The organism is Arcicella rigui (assembly GCF_034929435.1).
GTDB lineage: Bacteria > Bacteroidota > Bacteroidia > Cytophagales > Spirosomataceae > Arcicella > Arcicella rigui.
Genome location: NZ_JAYFUM010000023.1, coordinates 38,940 through 58,070 on the forward strand (window position 1 = coordinate 38,940; position 19,131 = coordinate 58,070).

Annotated in this window: 11 protein-coding genes; 3 read left to right on the forward strand and 8 right to left on the reverse strand. The window is 37.3% G+C overall.

All coding sequences use genetic code 11. The features are described from left to right. Position 1: 1 nt before the first annotated feature. Both VB248_RS17940 and VB248_RS17945 read left to right on the forward strand, forming a co-directional pair. Positions 2–1,183 (forward strand): glycoside hydrolase family 172 protein, encoded by a 1,182-nt coding sequence (locus VB248_RS17940; protein ID WP_323298194.1) that lies wholly within the window; start codon positions 2–4, stop codon positions 1,181–1,183. 36 nt (positions 1,184–1,219) lie between these two features. After that, entirely contained in the window at positions 1,220–2,593 is a 1,374-nt protein-coding gene (locus VB248_RS17945) for a glycoside hydrolase family 140 protein (protein ID WP_323298195.1), read from the forward strand. Positions 2,594–2,645: 52 nt separating this feature from the next. Here the strand turns inward: VB248_RS17945 and galA are convergent, their stop codons facing one another. The 5 genes from galA to VB248_RS17970 form a co-directional block, all read right to left on the reverse strand. Continuing rightward, entirely contained in the window at positions 2,646–6,056 is a 3,411-nt protein-coding gene (gene galA, locus VB248_RS17950) for a beta-galactosidase GalA (RefSeq protein ID WP_323298196.1), read from the reverse strand. Positions 6,057–6,198: 142 nt separating this feature from the next. Then, a complete protein-coding gene (locus VB248_RS17955) occupies positions 6,199–7,239 on the reverse strand; it encodes a glycoside hydrolase family 53 protein (protein ID WP_323298197.1) in 1,041 nt (346 codons plus the stop codon). 2 nt (positions 7,240–7,241) lie between these two features. Then, positions 7,242–8,297, reverse strand: a complete 1,056-nt coding sequence (locus VB248_RS17960; protein WP_323298198.1) for a SusE domain-containing protein — start codon at positions 8,295–8,297, stop codon at positions 7,242–7,244. A 237-nt stretch (positions 8,298–8,534) separates the two neighbouring features. Beyond that, entirely contained in the window at positions 8,535–10,142 is a 1,608-nt protein-coding gene (locus VB248_RS17965; protein ID WP_323298199.1) for a RagB/SusD family nutrient uptake outer membrane protein, read from the reverse strand. Positions 10,143–10,161: 19 nt separating this feature from the next. Then, the gene (locus VB248_RS17970; protein WP_323298200.1) at positions 10,162–13,113 is read right to left on the reverse strand and encodes a SusC/RagA family TonB-linked outer membrane protein; all 2,952 of its coding nucleotides are present in this window, start codon (positions 13,111–13,113) and stop codon (positions 10,162–10,164) included. A 321-nt stretch (positions 13,114–13,434) separates the two neighbouring features. Here VB248_RS17970 and VB248_RS17975 point away from each other — a divergent pair, with 321 nt between their 5' ends. Beyond that, positions 13,435–17,586, forward strand: a complete 4,152-nt coding sequence (locus VB248_RS17975; RefSeq protein WP_323298201.1) for a hybrid sensor histidine kinase/response regulator transcription factor — start codon at positions 13,435–13,437, stop codon at positions 17,584–17,586. A 28-nt stretch (positions 17,587–17,614) separates the two neighbouring features. On the opposite strand, the gene VB248_RS17980 is transcribed toward VB248_RS17975, so the two are convergent. The 3 genes from VB248_RS17980 to VB248_RS17990 are packed head-to-tail and all read right to left on the reverse strand — an operon-like array spanning position 17,615 to position 19,089. Continuing rightward, entirely contained in the window at positions 17,615–18,565 is a 951-nt protein-coding gene (locus VB248_RS17980) for a type II toxin-antitoxin system HipA family toxin (RefSeq protein WP_323298202.1), read from the reverse strand. Further along, positions 18,555–18,890: a HipA N-terminal domain-containing protein gene (locus VB248_RS17985; RefSeq protein ID WP_323298203.1), complete on the reverse strand. Its 336-nt coding sequence runs from the start codon at positions 18,888–18,890 to the stop codon at positions 18,555–18,557. Before VB248_RS17985 ends, VB248_RS17980 begins: the two co-directional genes overlap by 11 nt. Further along, positions 18,883–19,089, reverse strand: a complete 207-nt coding sequence (locus VB248_RS17990; protein ID WP_323298204.1) for a helix-turn-helix transcriptional regulator — start codon at positions 19,087–19,089, stop codon at positions 18,883–18,885. The genes VB248_RS17985 and VB248_RS17990 overlap by 8 nt, the downstream gene beginning before the upstream one ends. Positions 19,090–19,131: the final 42 nt, after the last annotated feature.

The following is a 19,131-nucleotide window of genomic DNA, read 5'->3' on the forward strand; positions in this document are numbered from 1 at the left end:
TATGAGAAATATAGCCATATTAATAACGCTTTGCTTGAGTTTTTCGGCTTGGTCGCAAGTACTTTATCAAATGCCACAAGGAATCAAAAAAAGTAGCATCAGTACTTTTGAAAATCTGAATGGACTGAAAAATAATGGAGGAAAAACCAATCAAACAGCCAAAGGAAATGCTTTTGAGGAATTGAAAGCAGGGCAGTCGAAAGTATTGTTAAACTTGTCGGGAGCAGGTATTATTCAGCGAATGTGGTTTACCATTCAAGACCGTTCGCCAGCAATGCTTCGTTCGATACGCCTAAGAATGTATTGGGACAATGCCACAAAAGCCGCCGTTGATGTTCCTTTCGGAGATTTTTTTGGTTTTGGCTTGTCTAAACCTGTGAAATTTGAAACCGCACTTTTTTCAAATCCAGAAGGACGTTCTTTTAATTGTTATATCCCGATGCCCTTCAAAACAGGAGCGAAGATTGTCATAACCAATGAAAGTAATAAAGGTATTGGTTTACTCTTTTTCGATATTGACTTTGTTCAATTAGAAAAACCAGCACCAAACGCCATGTATTTTCATGCGTATTGGACAAGGCAAAAAACGTCTGAACTGGGAACAGATTTTATTTTTTTACCCAAAATTGAAGGCAAAGGAAGGTATTTAGGCGTAAATATGGGCGTAAATGCCGATAAACGCTATGCTGATACTTGGTGGGGCGAAGGCGAAGTAAAACTGTATATGGACAATGACGATAAATTTCCTACTTACAACGGAACAGGTACAGAAGATTATATCGGAACGGCTTGGGGTTTGGGAGTTTTTACCAATTTATATCAGGGAAGTACCATTGCCAACGATAGCACAAAACAGTATGCTTTTTATCGTTTTCATATTCCTGACCAAGTATTTTTTCAGAAAAATTTCAAAGCGACCATTCAACAAATTGGCGGTGGCGAGCGTGACCTTGTAAGAAAATTATTGCAAGAAAAAGTGCCGTTGAAACCCGTAACAGTACAGTGGGATGGCGGATTTAGACGATTGCTTGATAATCCTTTGGACATTAATGATGCTTCTTTTCCTAAAGGATGGGTGAATTTTTATCGAATAGATGATTATTCGGCAACTACCTATTTTTATTTAGATAAAAGCACAAGTACCTTAGCTTCTTTGCCCGACGTAAAAGCAAGAATTGAATAATATCAGAATCTCAAAAGTTTATTTTTCTTTTTGAAAATGAAAATACAAATAAAACTGTTGCTCAGTATTTCGGCACTTTTGTTCCTGAATATCAGAAGTATAGCTCAGACTTTTACTGTAAGCGAAAATAAACATTATGTTTTAAAAGACGGAAAACCTTTCTTTTGGATGGGTGATACCGCTTGGGAATTATTCCATGCACTCGACCGAGAAGAAGCTACTTTTTATCTAAGTAGAAGAGCCTCACAGGGTTTTACCGTGATTCAAGCAGTGGCTTTGGCTGAGTTGGACGGTTTGCATAAACCCAACGCTTACCATGAAAAACCATTGATTGACGACGACCCCACTAAACCAAATGAAGCCTATTTTAAACACGTAGATTTTGTGATTGATAAAGCCGCAGACTTGGGTTTGGTTATTGGTCTTTTACCTACTTGGGGAGATAAAATTTATAAAGACCGCTGGGGAAACGGCCCTGAGATTTTTACGGTTGATAATGCTAAAATTTATGGTAAATGGATTGGAAATCGGTATAAAAATCGAAAAAATATCATTTGGATTTTGGGTGGAGACAGAAACCCACGAGCCAATACCAACGACGTAGCGATTTGGCGAGCGATGGCAAGTGGCATTACTGAGGCTTTGAATGGAAATGAAAAAGCTATGATGACTTTTCATCCACAACCCAACCAAGAAGGAGCAAGTGAATGGTTTCATAGCGACGAATGGCTTGATTTTAATATGTTTCAAACAGGACATTGTAGAGATGCGGCGGTTTATGATAAAATTTTGACGGCTTATCATCGACAAATCACCAAACCTGTGATTGATGGCGAACCCATTTATGAAGACCATCCCGTTTGTTTCAATGCTCTGGAGTATGGCACAACCAACGCTTATGATGTCAGGAAAGCTCTTTATCTTGATGTTTTTGCAGGAGCTTTTGGCTGTACTTATGGTTGTCATGATGTTTGGCAAATGTATTCGCCGAAAGCAGAAGGAGTAAACGGCCCACATTTTTATTGGCAACAAGCACTTGATTTACCTGCGGCTAAACAAGTAAAATACCTACGAAAACTCATAGAATCTCGTCCGATGCTGACGAGAATTCCAGACCAATCTTTAATAGTTGAGCATGATTTATCGGCTTATGAACGTATTCAAGCTACTCGTGGTGACGATTATTTGATGGTTTATTCTGCTTTGGGCAAAAAATTTACGCTGAATTTAGGTAAAATTTCAGGGGTTCAATTATCAGGATTTTGGTTTAATCCTCGCAATGGCGAAGTAAAAGAAATAGGTGTTTTTGAGAATAAAGCAACAAAAGTATTTACGCCACCAAGTACTGGCTATGGTCAAGATTGGGTTTTGGTAGTTGACGATGCTTCCAAAAAATATCCGAAACCTTGATTGTTTTTTGCGTTATCTCAAAACTTAAATTGAGATAACGCAAAAACGCTCTTTATTTCACTAAAAATCTTTTAGAAAGTTCATCATAAATAGCCAGTAAATGATTGGATTTTCCATCTTTTTCAAAGAAAGCTTCCCAAGTACTGAGCGGTTCCCAAATACAAGTGCCTTTTCCTTTGCCGTTGGGTAAATTGAAAGCAATGGCATTCACGTCTTCTTTTAACTGAGAGTATTCTACTACAATTACGTCTTTGTTATAACGCTGAATAAGATTACCCAAATTATCTCTTAAATCGTCTGTTGTTCCGTGCCATTTTGGATAATAAGATTCGCCAATTACGTCAAAATGTACGCCTCTTGCCAACATCGCATCAATAAAATTCACAGATTCATGATTTTGTCCGCCCAAAGCTACGTGCAACATCATGCTTACTGTTGGGTCAACAGATTTTACGGCGGCAGTTCCTGCATTTAATAATTGAGCCAATTCATCCAGATTTTTCACATTGCCATCTGGCCAAATGATACCATGATTGATTTCGTTGCCAATCTGCACCATATCTGGCGTAGTACCTTGGTTTTTCAAGGCTTGCATTACTTGTTGGGTATATTCAAACAAAGATTTTTTCAAATCTGTGAAAGCTAAACCTGACCAAGCTTTGGGTTTGTACTGCTTGCCGGGGTCAGCCCAAGTATCGCTGTAATGGAAATCAAGCAAGAGTTTCAAGCCTGCTTCTTTTACTCTTTTTGCCATTTTTTTGGTTTGCTCCAAATCACAAAAACCTTTTTGTGGTGAGTATCCCTCTACATCGGCAGGATTATGAAAAATACGTAAACGAACGTAATTGAAACCATGTTCTTTCAAAATCTGAATGGCATCTTTCTCAATTCCTTTGTCAGAAAATTTAATATTTTTGGCTTCTAATTCTGGTAAAAATGAAATGTCCGCTCCTATCATTTTATCGACAGGACGAGCTTTTGCGGCTTCTCCTTTCAATTCATAGCTTTTATCAATCGTGATTTTAGTCGTATTTTCTGGAGCAATCGTAATAATATCCGTCGAACCTGCATAAAGTCCTGCGGCAGTAGCTTCAAATTTTATCAAATCTGGCTTTGTACCTGCCTGTACAATTACTTGACATTTTCCATTGAATAAAGCTCTTTGCCAAGCACCGTCCATACATTTATCGGGTTCGTGGCTACTTGGGTCGCCATTGCCAACGCCGATAATTTTTGCATCTCCTTTGATTGAAAATTTAATCAAATTATCCGCATTGGGTACTTCCCTCCCATCTTTATCTATCACGCTGATATTGATAATACTTACATCATTTCCATCCGCCAAAGTTGTGGTTTTGTAAGGCGTAACGACTACTTCTATGGGGTTTGAAGTTGTCTCAACTTTTGCCGTCAATTTTCTTCCTTTTTTATAAGCGATGGCTTCTAATTTTCCTGCTTGATAATTTACAGCCCATTGCAAATGTCCGTTTCTTGGCATTTCTTTTTTGCCTAAACTTTTACCATTCAAGAATAATTCTACGTCATCGGCATTGCTATTTACCCAAACATCAATCGGCTGACCTTCTTTCCCTTGCCAGTTCCAGTGCGGACTGATGTGAAGTATATCTTTGTCGGTCCACCAACTTTGATAATAGTAATAAATGTTTTTAGGAAAACCACAAACGTCCATTACGCCAAAATGTGAATTGATATTGGGCCAACGGTAAGGCGTTGGTTCGCCACGATAATCGAAGCCTGTCCAGATAAAACCGCCTAACCAAAAATCATTCGTAGCTGCCAATTTCCACCATTCTTCTGCCGTACTTGCCCACCACGGAGCAGTAATATCTTGGTCTGGCACGTAAGCTCTGATGGTATCTTTTTCATAAATTCCTCTGGTCGTTAAAGTACTTCCCATTTCTGTTCCGATAATAGGTTGATTCGGATGCTCTTTATGATAATCCGCTACACCAAATTGACGATAATTGAAACCTCTTACAGGAATTACTTCATTTACGCCATGAAATACATTGGCTAAATCGGCGGCATAGGTACAAGTACGAGTGGGGTCTAATTGCTTTTGTTTTTCGATAAGCGTCAAAGCGATTCTTTTCCCAAAAGTATTGGTTTGAATGCCTCCTTCTTCGTTTCCGATACTCCACATAAAAATGGAAGCATGGTTTCGGTCACGTTTAATAAGACGTTCAAATTGATTGATGTATTCCGTTCCGCTGTTGAGTAAACGCTGTTCGTCCATCACCAACATTCCCAGACTGTCGCAAGCCGCTAATAATTCAGGCGTTGGGGCGTGGTGACTGGTTCGGTAAGCATTTGAACCCATGTTTTTCAATAAACTGATGCGATAATATTGTAAATAATCAGGCAAAGCACTTCCCAAGCCTGCATGGTCTTGGTGATTGTTCGTTCCCAGAATTTTCACATATTTTCCATTCAAGAAAACGCCATTACTTTTTACTTCAATCGTTCTGATACCAAATTTAAAACTCTGTTTATCAATAATTTGACCATTTGATTTCAGTTCAACCAAGACTTTATACAAATACGGGTCTTCCAAATTCCAAAGTCTTGGATTGTTGACGATAAAACTCTGTTTGGTCGTTTTTTCTTCTAAAGCATTTTGACTGAGAGCCTGTTCAGCAGATTTTCCAACGATTTTGCCCGACCTATCAAGCAAGTACGAAGTAAGTGTATAATTGGCAGAGGCAAAATTTTCATTGCTGACAGAAGTTTCAATATTGATTGTCGCTTTATTGTCTTGAATTTTCGTATGAGCAAAAATTCCATCTGTATTAATGTGAAGATTTGAATATTTATTCAACCAAACGTGACGATAAATGCCTGCACCTTCATAAAACCAACCTTCATACTGCGAAGCATCCGCCCGAACGACAATGACATTTTCATCTTTGAAATTGATAAAATCAGTAATATCATAAGCGACACCCAAGTAACCACTTTTGTTGTTTCCTAAGTAAAAACCATTTATCCAAATGTTGGCATCTCTGAAAATACCATCAAATTGAATTTGGAAACGACTACCAGAATCAGCAGGAGCTACTTTGAAATGTTTTCTGTACCAACCCACCGAAGTTTCGGGAAATAAACCGCCCACAGGTTTAAAACCATGTGCTTCCACATTCAAATCTTCTGATTTTACAAAAGGTAAGTCAAGCAACCAATCGTGTGGAAGGTTTACTTTTTCCCATTGAGCATCTTTAAACTTTGGTTCAATGGCAGAATTTTCAGCAATTCCAGACTTTACAAAAGCCTTTGTAATGCTATAATTAAAGTCTTTTTCAGGATTGGAAGTATGTCCAAAATGAAATTTCCAATCTTTATCAAAGTTAATTCTTTGTCTCTGTGTGATTTGTGAAAAGGATAAAAAACAGGAGAAGTAAAACAGATAAAAGCCAACTAAAAAAGTAAATGTTTTTTTTTGCATAGTGATTTAAGATTAGGTAAATTAAAAATTAGGCTATCTGAAAATGAAATTTCAAGATAGCCTTCCAATTTAAGCAAACAAGTACTCTACCGACTCATTTACAATCTTAGAAAATGATTTTCAACCAAAAAAACATTTTCAATTAAGGCAAGAAAGCATCCATGGCTACCGTCGGTTTTCCCGAATTATCGAATGCTCCCAAAGTATAGCCAACCCAGTTATAAGCTTGTGGTTCCCAGTACAGTACGCCCAAGCCTTTATCATTGCTAAGTGATTTGGTTTTGGCAATAATATCGCTGATAAACAATTTGCATTCTGCGGCACTGTCCCACGGCATACCTACTTCTACAATCATTACTTCTTTGTTGTAGCGTGTTATCATGTCGTTCATGTTCGTCAAACATTGCTGATTTACTTTTGCCCAACCGCCAGTCGCATAATCTGGTGCATAAGTTGGGTACAGCGACATCCCGATTACATCATACTTCGCTCCGTTGGCTTTTAGTCCATCGAACATCCATCTAAACAATTGATTATCATAACCATTAGAAATATGAACGATTACTTTTGCTTCTGGAAAAACAGCTTTTACGGCATCATAACCAGCATTAATCATTTGGGCAAAATTCCCCATACTCGTCGAAGCTCTTCCTGTTGGCCAAAGCATTCCATCGTTGGTTTCGTTGCCTACTTGTACCCACTCTGGCGTAATGCCATTTTTCTTGAGTTCAGTCAAAACCTCCGTTGTATGTGTTCCGATGGCAGATTTCAAGCCTGCTAAATCCAAATTATTCCAAGCCGCAGGTTTGGTTTGTTTGCCGGGGTCTGCCCAATTATCGCTATAATGAAAATCAATCATGATTCTGAAACCTAAGCTTTTAGCACGCAAAGCTTTCACCACTACATCGGCAGTATTATTATAAGCTGGCGAAGGATTTACCCAAACTCTCAAACGAATGGAGTTCATCCCCAAAGCTTTCATTAAAGCAAAGCATTCCGTTTCTTTACCTGTTTTGTCGTAAAATTTTCTTCCTGCCGCTTCCATTTCAGTTATCCAACTGATGTCTGCACCTTTGGCAAATTTTGAAACTGGCGGTTCTACCACTGGTTGAACCACTTCTGGAGTATTGCTACATGATAATAACAAAAGTGAAAAGGCAATAAAATTGATGAATTTATTCATAACTATTCGATGGTATAAGTATAATTTCCTGCTTTTAAATCTAAAGTAATAGTATGTGTTCCTGCTAAATTAGCTGGAATAACAATGTTATCGCCATCGTATTCCAAACTTAAATCTGCCCCAGTATCGCCCATATTAATTGCCCAAGCACCGTTGGCCCTGAATTTTAATCCTCCTGCTTTTAAAGTAGTGGTTACTTTCCAAACATTTTTGGTGGCATCATAAGTCATTTTTACATCATCCGCCCAGCCGTTTGCGGTGGCATCGCCAATAATTCCCCAAGTGGTTTTGGTGGCACTCCAAGTATTGTTGTTGGTATTTCCTTTCAATAAATAGAAGCCGTCTTCGGGTACGAATAAATTGCCTCCTGAGCTACTAAAAGTACCTGTTACGTCGCTTCCTGTGGTAGTGCTACTTGCCCAGCCATAACTTATTCCGTTCCAATCTGGCTGACTGGTGTATTTGAACTGACGAGTTCCGCCTACGATATTGACATATCCTTCGTAAATGCCATTAGAGTTTCTGGAAGAAATTTTTGGAGCAGTTGCAGGATTCCAACCTTGGTAGTCGCCTGCTACCCAAAGTGATGGATAATTAATCACAACTAAATAAGGAGTAACCGATAGCGTAACAGTATTTGAATAAATATCCGCCACGGCATCTGAAATTGATGATTTTACTCTTACTTCTAATTGACCTAAATTATTAGGTTTTAGTCCTTGAATGATTGCTAATTGATTAAAATCAGCCGTGGTGTATTTCAACTGTAACAAATTGCCTAAGCTGATTTCCTTGGGAGCTGAAAATTTTGTACCAGCTTTGGCAATTTGTAAAGTATAACGTACAGCAGCTTGAAATCCATAATTTGAACGATTCCAAGAAAATGCCACAGTAGAGTCGCTGGCTGTGGCTGGACTTAATACAAAGCTTGTTTTAGAAGCCGACAAGCTCGGGGCTTGACTTGCACTACTCATCACGGTTTTGATTTCATCGTTTTCACAAGAAAAAATACCAATGCTCAAGAGGCACAATGAAAGTATTTTAAATATATTTTTCATAATCGTATGTTTGGGAGAATTTGTGAATTTGAAAATTTGGTGATTTGAAGATTTGAAAATGCGAGGTGAATTTGGAAATTTGAAGATTTGAAAATGAGGATTAAAAAGATGAATACCAATCTTTTAATTCATGTTTTCTATAATTCAAATCCCAATCTTTAAAATTCATAAATTACCAAATTCAACTCTTATCATCTTTAAATTTTCAAATTGTCATTCATTTTCAAATTAATAAAACTAATACCCTTGGTTTTGCACCAAGTTTGGGTTTGATGATAAATCATTTGAAGGTATCGGGAAAAGATTGTACTTGTCTTCCACAGCTCTACCATTGGCAACTCCGCCTTTCCAAACCCACAAGTACGCACTGGTCGTGAATTTTTTAAAGCGAATCAAATCCGTTCTGCGATGAGCCTCATAGTATAATTCTCTTCCTCTTTCTGCTAAAATAAAATCAAGCGTCAGTTGCGAAGCGGTAATATTGCCCGTCGTTTTTCCGCCATAAGCTCTGGTTCTCAATTGGTTGATATAAGTAAGAGCCGTAGCCAAATCGCCACCTGTTCCACCTCTTAGCACAGCTTCGGCATAAATCAAATTGATTTCACCCAATCTGAACAAAGGAAAATCAATGTCCGTCCAGTTGCCTGATGGGTCAGCATTAGGAGCTTTTGCTCCTGTACGGGTTTTATTTCTGTATTTTGTTGAAGAATAACCGTCTGTTCCTGTGTATAAATCTGCCATCAAACGATTTTGACCTACGGTATAAAACATCGCTCTTTGGTCGGTATTGCCAGATTCATCACTGAATAAGTCCACAAAATTGTTGGTATGACGCAAACCTCCCCAGTTACCACTCGTTCCCGAAATATCTCCCGGCACAGCCGCAGGCCCGTGAGTTAAATAAGTAGTACCGCCCCAGTTTTGCGTATGTGTAGCATCGTAAGCAATCATAAAAATATTTTCTGTGGTATTCAGATGATTGTCTGCCAAAGTCAATTCACGATAGTTGGGATGCAATGAAAAAGATGCTGACTTTATTTTATTACAATAAGTAATGGCTTCCGTGTATTTTGCCGTTCCCGTATAAACCTCAGCATTCAAATACAAACGAGCTAATAATGCCCAAGCGGCTGGTTTTTCGGCACGTGGGTACTCATTTTGTCCTTTTGCCAATAAATCATTTTCAATCGCTTTCAATTCTGTTTCGATATAAGTAAACAGTTCTTTTCGCTGAATTTGCTTTGGCAAAGTAGCTCCGATGGCATCGTTTTCGGTAACGAAAGGAGGATTTCCGAATAAATCCATCAAAACCCAATATTGATAAGCACGGATAAATCTTGCCTCTGCACGGTACTTTCTGATGTTTTCGGCATCTGTTCCCGAAATGCCTCTTTTGCTTAGATTTTCGTCAGACGACTGGCGAATAAAATCATTACAAAGCGTAATTTGAAAAAAGGCACGATAATAAATTCCGTTGATAATCGGATTCACCGCCGACCAACTCATTTCTTTTAAACCTTTTACGCCTGCATCATTTTGCCAAGTCCAAGCGGCTTCGTCGGTGGTGAGTTCTTGTAAATTCCAGTATAATCTCAAGAAATCTGAGTTTCCTTCGTCTGAAATAATTTGTGAAGGAATATCTGGACTTCCCGTTCCGCCCGTGTTACCCGTCAGGGCGAAAGCTGAATATACTTTTGCCAAAGCTTGTTTGTAGCCCAGTGGCGTTTTATACACTGTTTCGGCAGTAATATCATTGGTTGGTAACAAATCCAATTTATCAGTACAAGCGTTTGTCATTAAGACCATTACACTTGCTACGGCTATTTTTATATAGTTTAATTTCATTTTTCTTGTTGAATTTTTATTAAAAATCAAGATTCAATCCTAAAGCAATGGTACGTGGACGTGGATACACATTATTGTCAATTCCCGAAGCTACTTCTGGGTCTAAACCTTTGTATTTTGTAATCACAAAAACATTCTGAACGCTGGCGTTGATACGTAAATTGGCATTGCTATTTTTCAAGAATTTGCCCAAATCATAACTCAGGTTGGCATTGTCCATTCTTAGGAACGAAGCATTTTGGATATAATAATCGCTCAATAATTGTTGGCTATTGCCTTTGAATTGCGTTTCTAAATAATTACTTGAAGCATTGTAAAGGACGTTATTTCCCAAAATTTGATTCAATACTCCGCTTTGACTAAAGTTATTGTTATACACATAGTTGTCGAACGAAGCACGCATCACAAAACCTAAATTCCATTTCTTGTAATTCACCGAGTTGCTCAAGCCCAAGAATACTTTGGGTACAGAACTTTTGCCTTTGTAAAGGTCATCTTGATTGATGATGCCATCGCCGTTTTGGTCAACAAAAACGCCTTCAACAGGTTTTCCTGCTTCGTTATATACTTGTTGGTACAAATTGAAAGTATTTCTACTGAATCCTACGGCATTGATAAAGGCAAACTGTCCGCCTACACCACCTGCAATGCCACCAGAAGGGAAGCCCGGATAATTTTTATCTTGCGGAATTACCGTTAAGTTGGTAATCGTATTTTTATTATAAGTAGCGTTGAAATCTAAATTCCAAGTCAAATTATTTGTTCTGATAATTTGCGTTCCGATGTTAAATTCAATCCCTTTGTTTTCCATTGAGCCAACATTTGCCACAATAAAAGCCGTGAAATTCGCTCCGGCAGGCTGAGGAATGTTGTTCAATAAATCTTTGGTGTTTTTTACATAAAAATCAATGCTCCCTTTTACTCGGTTATCAAAGAAACCATAATCTAAAGCAATGTTTTTTGAAGCTGTTTCTTCCCATTTACGATTGCTGTAAAAACCGCCCGGACGATAACCTTGATAATAAGTATCGCCAAATTGATAAGCAGCATTTGCGGCACTCAAAGCAAAATAAGAGTAATAATCATAGTTCCCGATGCCATCTTGCTGACCCGTAACGCCATAGCTTGTACGAAGTTTAAGGGCTGAAATTACTTTACTGCCTGCCAAGAAAGCTTCATCTTTGATGTTCCAAGCCAAAGCGATAGAAGGGAAAAGTCCCCATCTGTTGGCAGGTGCAAAGCGAGAAGAACCATCACGGCGAAGCGTTGCCGTTAGAAAGTAACGGTCATTCAAAGAATAATTCGCACGACCGAAGAAGGAAATCAACGTATTTTCGGGCTTATCGAATGGAAAAGCGGGGTCAGTATTGGGGTACTTCACACCCGCTGCATTGTAACTTGCGTAATTATAATTAGTGGTTTGGTAATTATTAAACGAGTATCCAGCCATCACATCAAACTTACTTTTGATGGCTTTCAATTCTTTGGCATAGTTCAAGTAAAATTCTAAAAGTGTATTTTGTTTCGTTTGTTTATAAGTATTGTTCGTTCCGCCAACGCCACCTGCTACATAACCAATGGCTGCACTGTCTGAAACATAAACCGTTCCTGCTCCTTTTGATACATCGTAACCAATGTTTAAATTGGCTCTTAGTTCTGGCAAGAAATGGAATTTGTAATCAAACTGAATATTGCCGATACTTCTTTGTGGCGTACTTTCATCAAAACGTTGTTCTAATTGCCCCAGTGGATTTCTGCCTGCCAAATTCACTAAACCTGTGGCACTGGTTTTATCCAACCATTCAAAGTAACCGCCAAATCTTTCAGGATTTTCAGTAGCGTAAACGGGTTGCGTTGGGTCGAAACTGATGGCTGAACCGATTGCCCCCAAAGCCGCAAATCTTGCCTTTTGCATACTTCCTTTCAAGCTAATATCTACTTTTAAATGATTGTCAAAAAAAGTAGGATTCAAAGCAATGGACAAAGAGGTTCTTTGTAATTTATCTGTTTTTAAAACTCCCGTTTGGTTCTGAAATCCTAAGGAAATTCTGTATGGCAATTTTGCTACTTCTCCGCCCAAACTTAGGTTATTGTCGGTCATGAATGCCGTTTGGTAAATTACATCTTGCCAGTTTGTATTGGCTTTGCCAAGCATCATTTTTTGGGCAGCCGTTCCTTTTTCGTTCACAATAGCACGAAATTCATCGGCACTCAAAACACTTACTTGCTTGGTAATACTTGAAGTAGAGTTTGTCGAAGAAAAATTCACTCGCATTGCTCCACTTTTTCCTTTTTTAGTCGTGATGATAATTACACCGTTTGAAGCTCTTGTGCCATAAATCGCTGCCGCCGAAGCATCTTTCAACACCGTGAAAGTTTCAATATCGTTTGGATTGATAAAACTTAATGGATTCGACGCTCCAGAAATACCGCCTTCGCCTTCCAAAGGCACGCCATCAATCACAAACAAAGGATTGTTACTGGCACTCAGCGACGAACCGCCACGAATACGAATGGTACTTCCTGCTCCAGGCTGACCGCTATTTGAAATGATAGAAACACCCGGTACTTTTCCAGCTATCAATTGCTCAGGTGTAGTGATTGCCCCCGTCTGAAAATCTTTGGCAGTAATGGTCGTCACTGCTCCTGTCAAATCTTTTTTACGTGATGTTCCATAGCCTACTACCACTACTTCGTCTAAAGCAGTGTTGTTGATAGTCATCACTACGTTTATCGTGGTAGCCGTACTTACTGGCACTTCTAATTTGCTATAACCAATAGAACTAAATACTAAAATATCGCCTGTTGTAGCCTTTATTTTAAATTCTCCTTTGGCATCGCTAATGGCTGCCGTCTTCTTATTTTTCACCGTGATACTTACTCCAGGAATACTCGATTCTGCCGAATCTACTACCTTTCCTGCTATCAATCTGTCTTGTGCATTGGCATTTAGATTGCTTAAAATACTCATGACTATCAAGACATAGTACAGTAATTTTTTTCTCATCTCCATTCTTATTATAAATAAAATACTATTAATTATTTTAAAAGTCAAAATTAGAGAGGATTTTTTGCTCAGATTTATCTCAGCAATCATAATTTTGGTGCTATTGTTCTAATTTTGGAGAATGAATGGTTCAACACAAAAAATGATTTATTTTAGATGAAGTATTCTTACTGAATTGTGAATGGCATTTGTGAATTTGTAATCCTAAGACAATTCAATACTGATACTCAATCATTTTTTCATTAAAATTCAAAACACAACATTCACAAATCAGCAATCTTTTTAATGTTCCCAATCAAGCCAATTACTTTTATCCTTCGTTTTACTTTCCTATACTTTTGCTTAGGTCACATTACTTTTGCTCAAATTCCGAACTTAAAATTCAAGCATATCACCAACGAACAGGGGCTTTCAAACAGCACCATCGAAAGTATTTATCAGGATAGTCGTGGCTTTATTTGGTTTGGTACAAGGGACGGTTTGAACCGCTACGACGGCAACGAAATGGTGGTTTTTAAGAATGACCCCAAAGACGAAAAAAGTATCAGCGATAATTATATTACCTATATTCAAGAAGACAGAAACAGCAATTTATGGATTGGAACAATCAACGGACTCAACCGTTTTGATGAGCGAAAAAATACTTTTACTCGCTTCAACCATACTGCCAACAAAACCAAAAGTATTAGCGATAATTATATTACCTGTATCAAAAATGACAGTAAAAATCGTCTGTGGATTTGTACACACAATGGCATAAACCTTTTGAAGGAAGACACAATTTTTGTTGCTTTTCAGCATCAAAAATCAGCAAGCAATACACTGTCTAATAATCGTGTGAATTGTTTTTTTGAAGACAGTAATCATAATTTTTGGGTTGGAACAGAAAGCGGTATTCAGCTTTTTGAAGTATCAAGTGGCACTTTCAGAGAAATTGAAGCTTTCAAAAATCTTCCTTTTTCGCTAAAATCTTATGCTGTTAATTGCATCAATGAAGACCGACAAGGTAATCTTTTAATCGGTACAAATGGCAATGGATTGATTATTTACAATCATCAACTCAATACCATTAAACAGTACAGTCACCAAGAAACGGTAGCGAAATCGCTTGGAAATAATTTAGTAAAAACCATTTTGGTGGATGCCAAAAAGAATATTTGGGTTGGTTGTATCAATGGAGGTCTCAATCTTTTCGACCCAGTTTCGGGTATTTTCTTTAATTATCAGTACAGACCCGATGAACCCAAAAGCCTTTCTCAAAGAACGGTTTCGGCTTTGTTTGAAGACAATCAGGGCAATCTTTGGGTTGGTACGCACCGTGGCGGAATCAATTTATATATGCCACAAACAGAAAAATTTACGCTTTACCGACAAGAACCCAACTTAAACAGTTTGAGCTACAACGATGTAAAAGCCTTTTGTGAAGACAGTTTCGGTAATATTTGGATTGGCACAGATGGCGGTGGACTGAATTTATTCAACCGAAAAAATAATTCTTTCAAACACTTCAAATACAGTCCTTTCAATAAAAATTCTATTGGCTCAAACGAAGTATTAGACATTCACGAAGACAAAAAGGGGAATTTATGGATAGCCACTTGGGGCGGTGGTTTGAGTTTGTACAACCGTTCAAGCAATACTTTTACTCGTTTTTTGAATAATCCTGCCGATAAAAATAGCGTTAGTTCAAATTACATTCAGCAAATTTTTGAAGACAGTCATCAAAACCTTTGGGTAGCAACCTACTTTGGTGGTTTGAATTTGTTGAATGCTGAAACAAAACAATTTACTCGTTTGGTTTATGGAAAAAATAATCGCTCGCAGTTATTCGGAAATAATATTATTGCCATCAACGAAGACAAAAAAGGTAATATTTGGATAGGTACAGACGACGGCGGACTAAATCGCTACAATACTTCAACGCAAACTTTTACGCATTACTTCAATAACGAAAGTAAAAAACCTGATTTAAGAGTCATTTTTATTGACAAAAAAGGCAGGGTTTGGGTTGGTCAAAAAGGATTATACTTATTCGATGAAGCCGAGAATACGTTTAAAATTTTCAGTGAAAAGGCAAATCTTGATACCGAATTTATCAAAGGAATGGTAGAAGATACCGAAGGAAATTTCTGGATTGCTACTTCAAACGGCATCACTAAAATCAATCCTGAAACAAAGCTTGCCAAAAAATATAATACTGTTGATGGTCTGCAAGGACTTGAATTTGAAGCAAATGCCTTTTTAATGACTAAAGACGGACAAGTATTTTTTGGAGGCGTAAATGGTTTTAATACTTTTTATCCGCAAAAAATCACGACAAATACTTTTACGCCACCCGTTTATATTACTGATTTTCAGATTTTTAATAAAAAAGTAGCTATTGGCGAAGACACTCCATTGGATGAAGACATCAGTTTTGCCAAAACTATCGACCTTTCTTACAAAGAATCTACTTTTTCGTTTGGCTTTGCTGCCTTGAATTTTACCGCATCTGAAAACAATCAATATGCTTATAAATTAGAAAATTGGGACAAAGATTGGATTTACGTGAGCAAAGAAAAAAAGGCATCTTATACCAATGTGAGTCCGGGAAATTATACTTTTCAAATCAAAGCAAGTAATAATGATGGTATTTGGAATGAAAAAATTTATCAGCTCGAAGTACATATTTCGCCACCATTTTGGGAAACTTGGTGGTTTAGAATCCTTACGGCTTTGGCGATTTTTAGCGGTATCATAGCATTTTACAATTTCAAAAGAAGGTTAGAAATTCAACAATTACAAGAGCAGAAAAAAGAAGAAATTCATCAAGAACAATTGCAGTTTTTTACCAATATTTCACATGAATTTCGCACGCCTTTATCGCTGATTTTGGGGCCTTTAGAAAAACTAAAAAAGGAATTTCCCAATTCGCCTGCACATCCATATTATGATTTGATGTACCGAAACGCCAACCGTTTGATTGGACTTATCAATGAATTGATGGATTTCAGAAAAGTAGAATCGGGTGTATTGAAACTAAATGTGATGCAAGGCAATATCAATACTTTTCTGAAAGAAATCTCTGATGAGTTTGCAGATTTGGCACAGGAAAAGCAAATCAATTTTGAAGTACTTGAAGAAAATAAGTTAATAGAAACGTGGTTCGACCGACAAATTTTAGAAAAAATCATCATCAATTTATTAAGCAATGCCTTTAAATACATCGACAATGGCAGGCATATCACACTACAAGTATTGGATACGCTCGAAAATCATAAAGCACTGTATAGCAATGAATTGAAAATTTTGAATGAATATAAAAGTTCAAAATACTTGTACATCAGAGTTGCCGACGATGGCATCGGGATTTCTAAGGAATCAATCTCTAATTTGTTTGAACGTTATTACAAAACGACTGAAACGCATTTGGGTTCGGGCATTGGTTTGGCATTTGTCAAAAGCCTGACCAAGCTACACAAAGGCAGTATTTGGGTGTATAGCGAGAAAGACAAAGGCACGGAAATTATCATTGGCATTCCTTGTAAAAGGGAAGATTACGATGAAAAAGAACTTTGGATTAAAAACAAAGACGTATTCGTAAAGCTTGAAAGTATCAGTACAAAGTCTGTTGACAATCTGACGAATCAGGATGAAGTAAAGGAGAAATCTAAAACAAAAGCGACGGAAGAACTCAACAAAGCAACCATTTTGTTGGTAGATGACAACGACGAGCTAAGAAGTTTTTTAAAAGAAACACTCAGTAAAAATTACAAAATTATAGAGGCACTCAACGGACAATTGGGTTATGAAAAGGCAAAAGAAACTTTTCCAGACTTGATTATCAGCGATGTGATGATGCCCGTAATGAATGGTAATATTTTTTGTAAAAAAGTAAAAGAAGACGATGAAATTAGTCATATCCCATTTTTGATGCTGACAGCAAAAGATGGGACAGAATCGAAAATTGAGGGCGTAGAATCTGGCGCAGATTTTTACTTTTCAAAGCCTATCAGCATTGAATTATTGGAATTGACGATTAAAAATATCTTTATTCAAAAACAAAAACTCAAAGAAAAGTACGGAAACGACCAGTTGACCGAAGTAGTGGAATTGGCTCATTCACAGAAAGATAAAGCCTTTTTGATGGAATTGATTGAGATGATTGAAGCTCATTTAAGCAACCCTGAAATGAATATTGATTATATCTGCTCGCAAATGGGCATGAGCCGCACGAAATTATATACCAAAGTAAAAGAATTGACAGGACAAGCCATTGGGGATTTTATCCGAACCATTCGTTTGAAAAAAGCCGTTCAACTAATGACCCAAGAAAATATGGCTATTGCCGAAGTAATGTACAATGTTGGCATCCAAACGCAATCGTACTTTACGAAGGCTTTTAAAAATGAATTTGGCAAAACGCCAATGCAGTTTTTGAAGGATTTAAAGAAGTGATTTGTGCGATAACGATTGGATTTTCGCCCTATTCTTTTGTTAGAAAATCCAATCGTTCGCCTCTGGTTTGTATTAATGTTTTATATATTTCTTTCATTTCTTCGCTCAAAAAACTTTCATCAACTAATACTTTCATCGCTGGAATTTTATTAGAAAACTTTTTGTAAATATTGTCTTTTACTTTTTCGTTGATACCCAAGTTTTTGGCAAAAACATCAAAATCTTCTCTTTTTAAGCGATTTTTTCTACCGTTAATTGTTAAAGCCATTTCTTCGTCATCAGGTATCACCAATTTTGTTGACACTAAATCATAAGCTGGAGCAAATTGTATTTCTCCTGATTGAGCATAAAGTAATGAAAAGTTCTTCAAGTGCATATCTGCATTGCCTGTTAAAAAACAGAAAATACTTAGTTCAAAAAATGATATAAGGTCAAAACCTGCATTAGAACTAAATTTTCTAATCGTTTTACCAATTTTTTCCATCGAAGACCTGTACTTATGTTCCGTCAAGGTTTCTGTTAATTGACAAAAATCTTCTACGTGAATTTTACCAGATTTTGTTCTGTCAAATCTTTTGGTCAAGTACGCCAATTCTCCCGATTCCAAACGGATTAATGAATGTTCTGCTGTTTTGATACCACATAAAGTTGCCAATTTCATGCTTAGGTCTTCATTTTCAGGCAATTGCTCATATATTTCAGTTGGAGGTTTTAAAATATAATTTCCCCACAAACCAACGACGGTCAATCTACTTTGTTTACCATCTATTTGCTCAATGTCTAAAGAAAGTTTTGCTTGTACGCCTGTAACGGTAATACTTTTGGCAATGACTTCCTTCGCCATTAGCTTTAAGTCATTTTTGCCAAAAGGTAACATTGGAGGATTATTAAGCTCGAAAAATTTCTTTGAGCATTTGGTATGAAAATCAATTTCTCCTTCTAATAAAGGTTGATAACAGTATAAACATTTATTCATCATTTCCTTGTTTTATCGCTCTAACACTTACCGCCCCGATACAGTCGCCACAAACAGTCAATAATAAACCCATACGGTCTCTTTGGTTGAGTTTCCAATTTTCAACCGCTATATTCAACAACCAACCTTCGGGAATCAGTCCATCGAAAAAAGGAAATAAAGTTTTACTAAAATAAACTTCCTTTTTTAATGGAATCGTCAATGAAATGGCTTTTGCATTGTCTTTTTGCAAGTAAAATTCATCATACTGAAAGTAATATCCATCTTCATTTTCACTGATAATTCCCGCTAATTCATCTTGATAAAAAACATTCCCAGCCCTACTCATCTGCTACCTCCTTTCTAATTACACCTACTTCACTCCCGAAAAGGTCTAAAATTTGGTTTACTTTGTCAAGTCTTAAACTCGCTTTTCCTTGTTCTACTTCCCGAACAAAGCGAAGCCCAACGCCTGCTTTTTGTGCAAGGTCTATTTGGGTTAAGCCAAACTGCTTACGTTTTTCTTTAATATATGGAGCTATCTTCATAAAATTATACCCTAAAAGGTATAATTGCCCTTAATTTCAGAC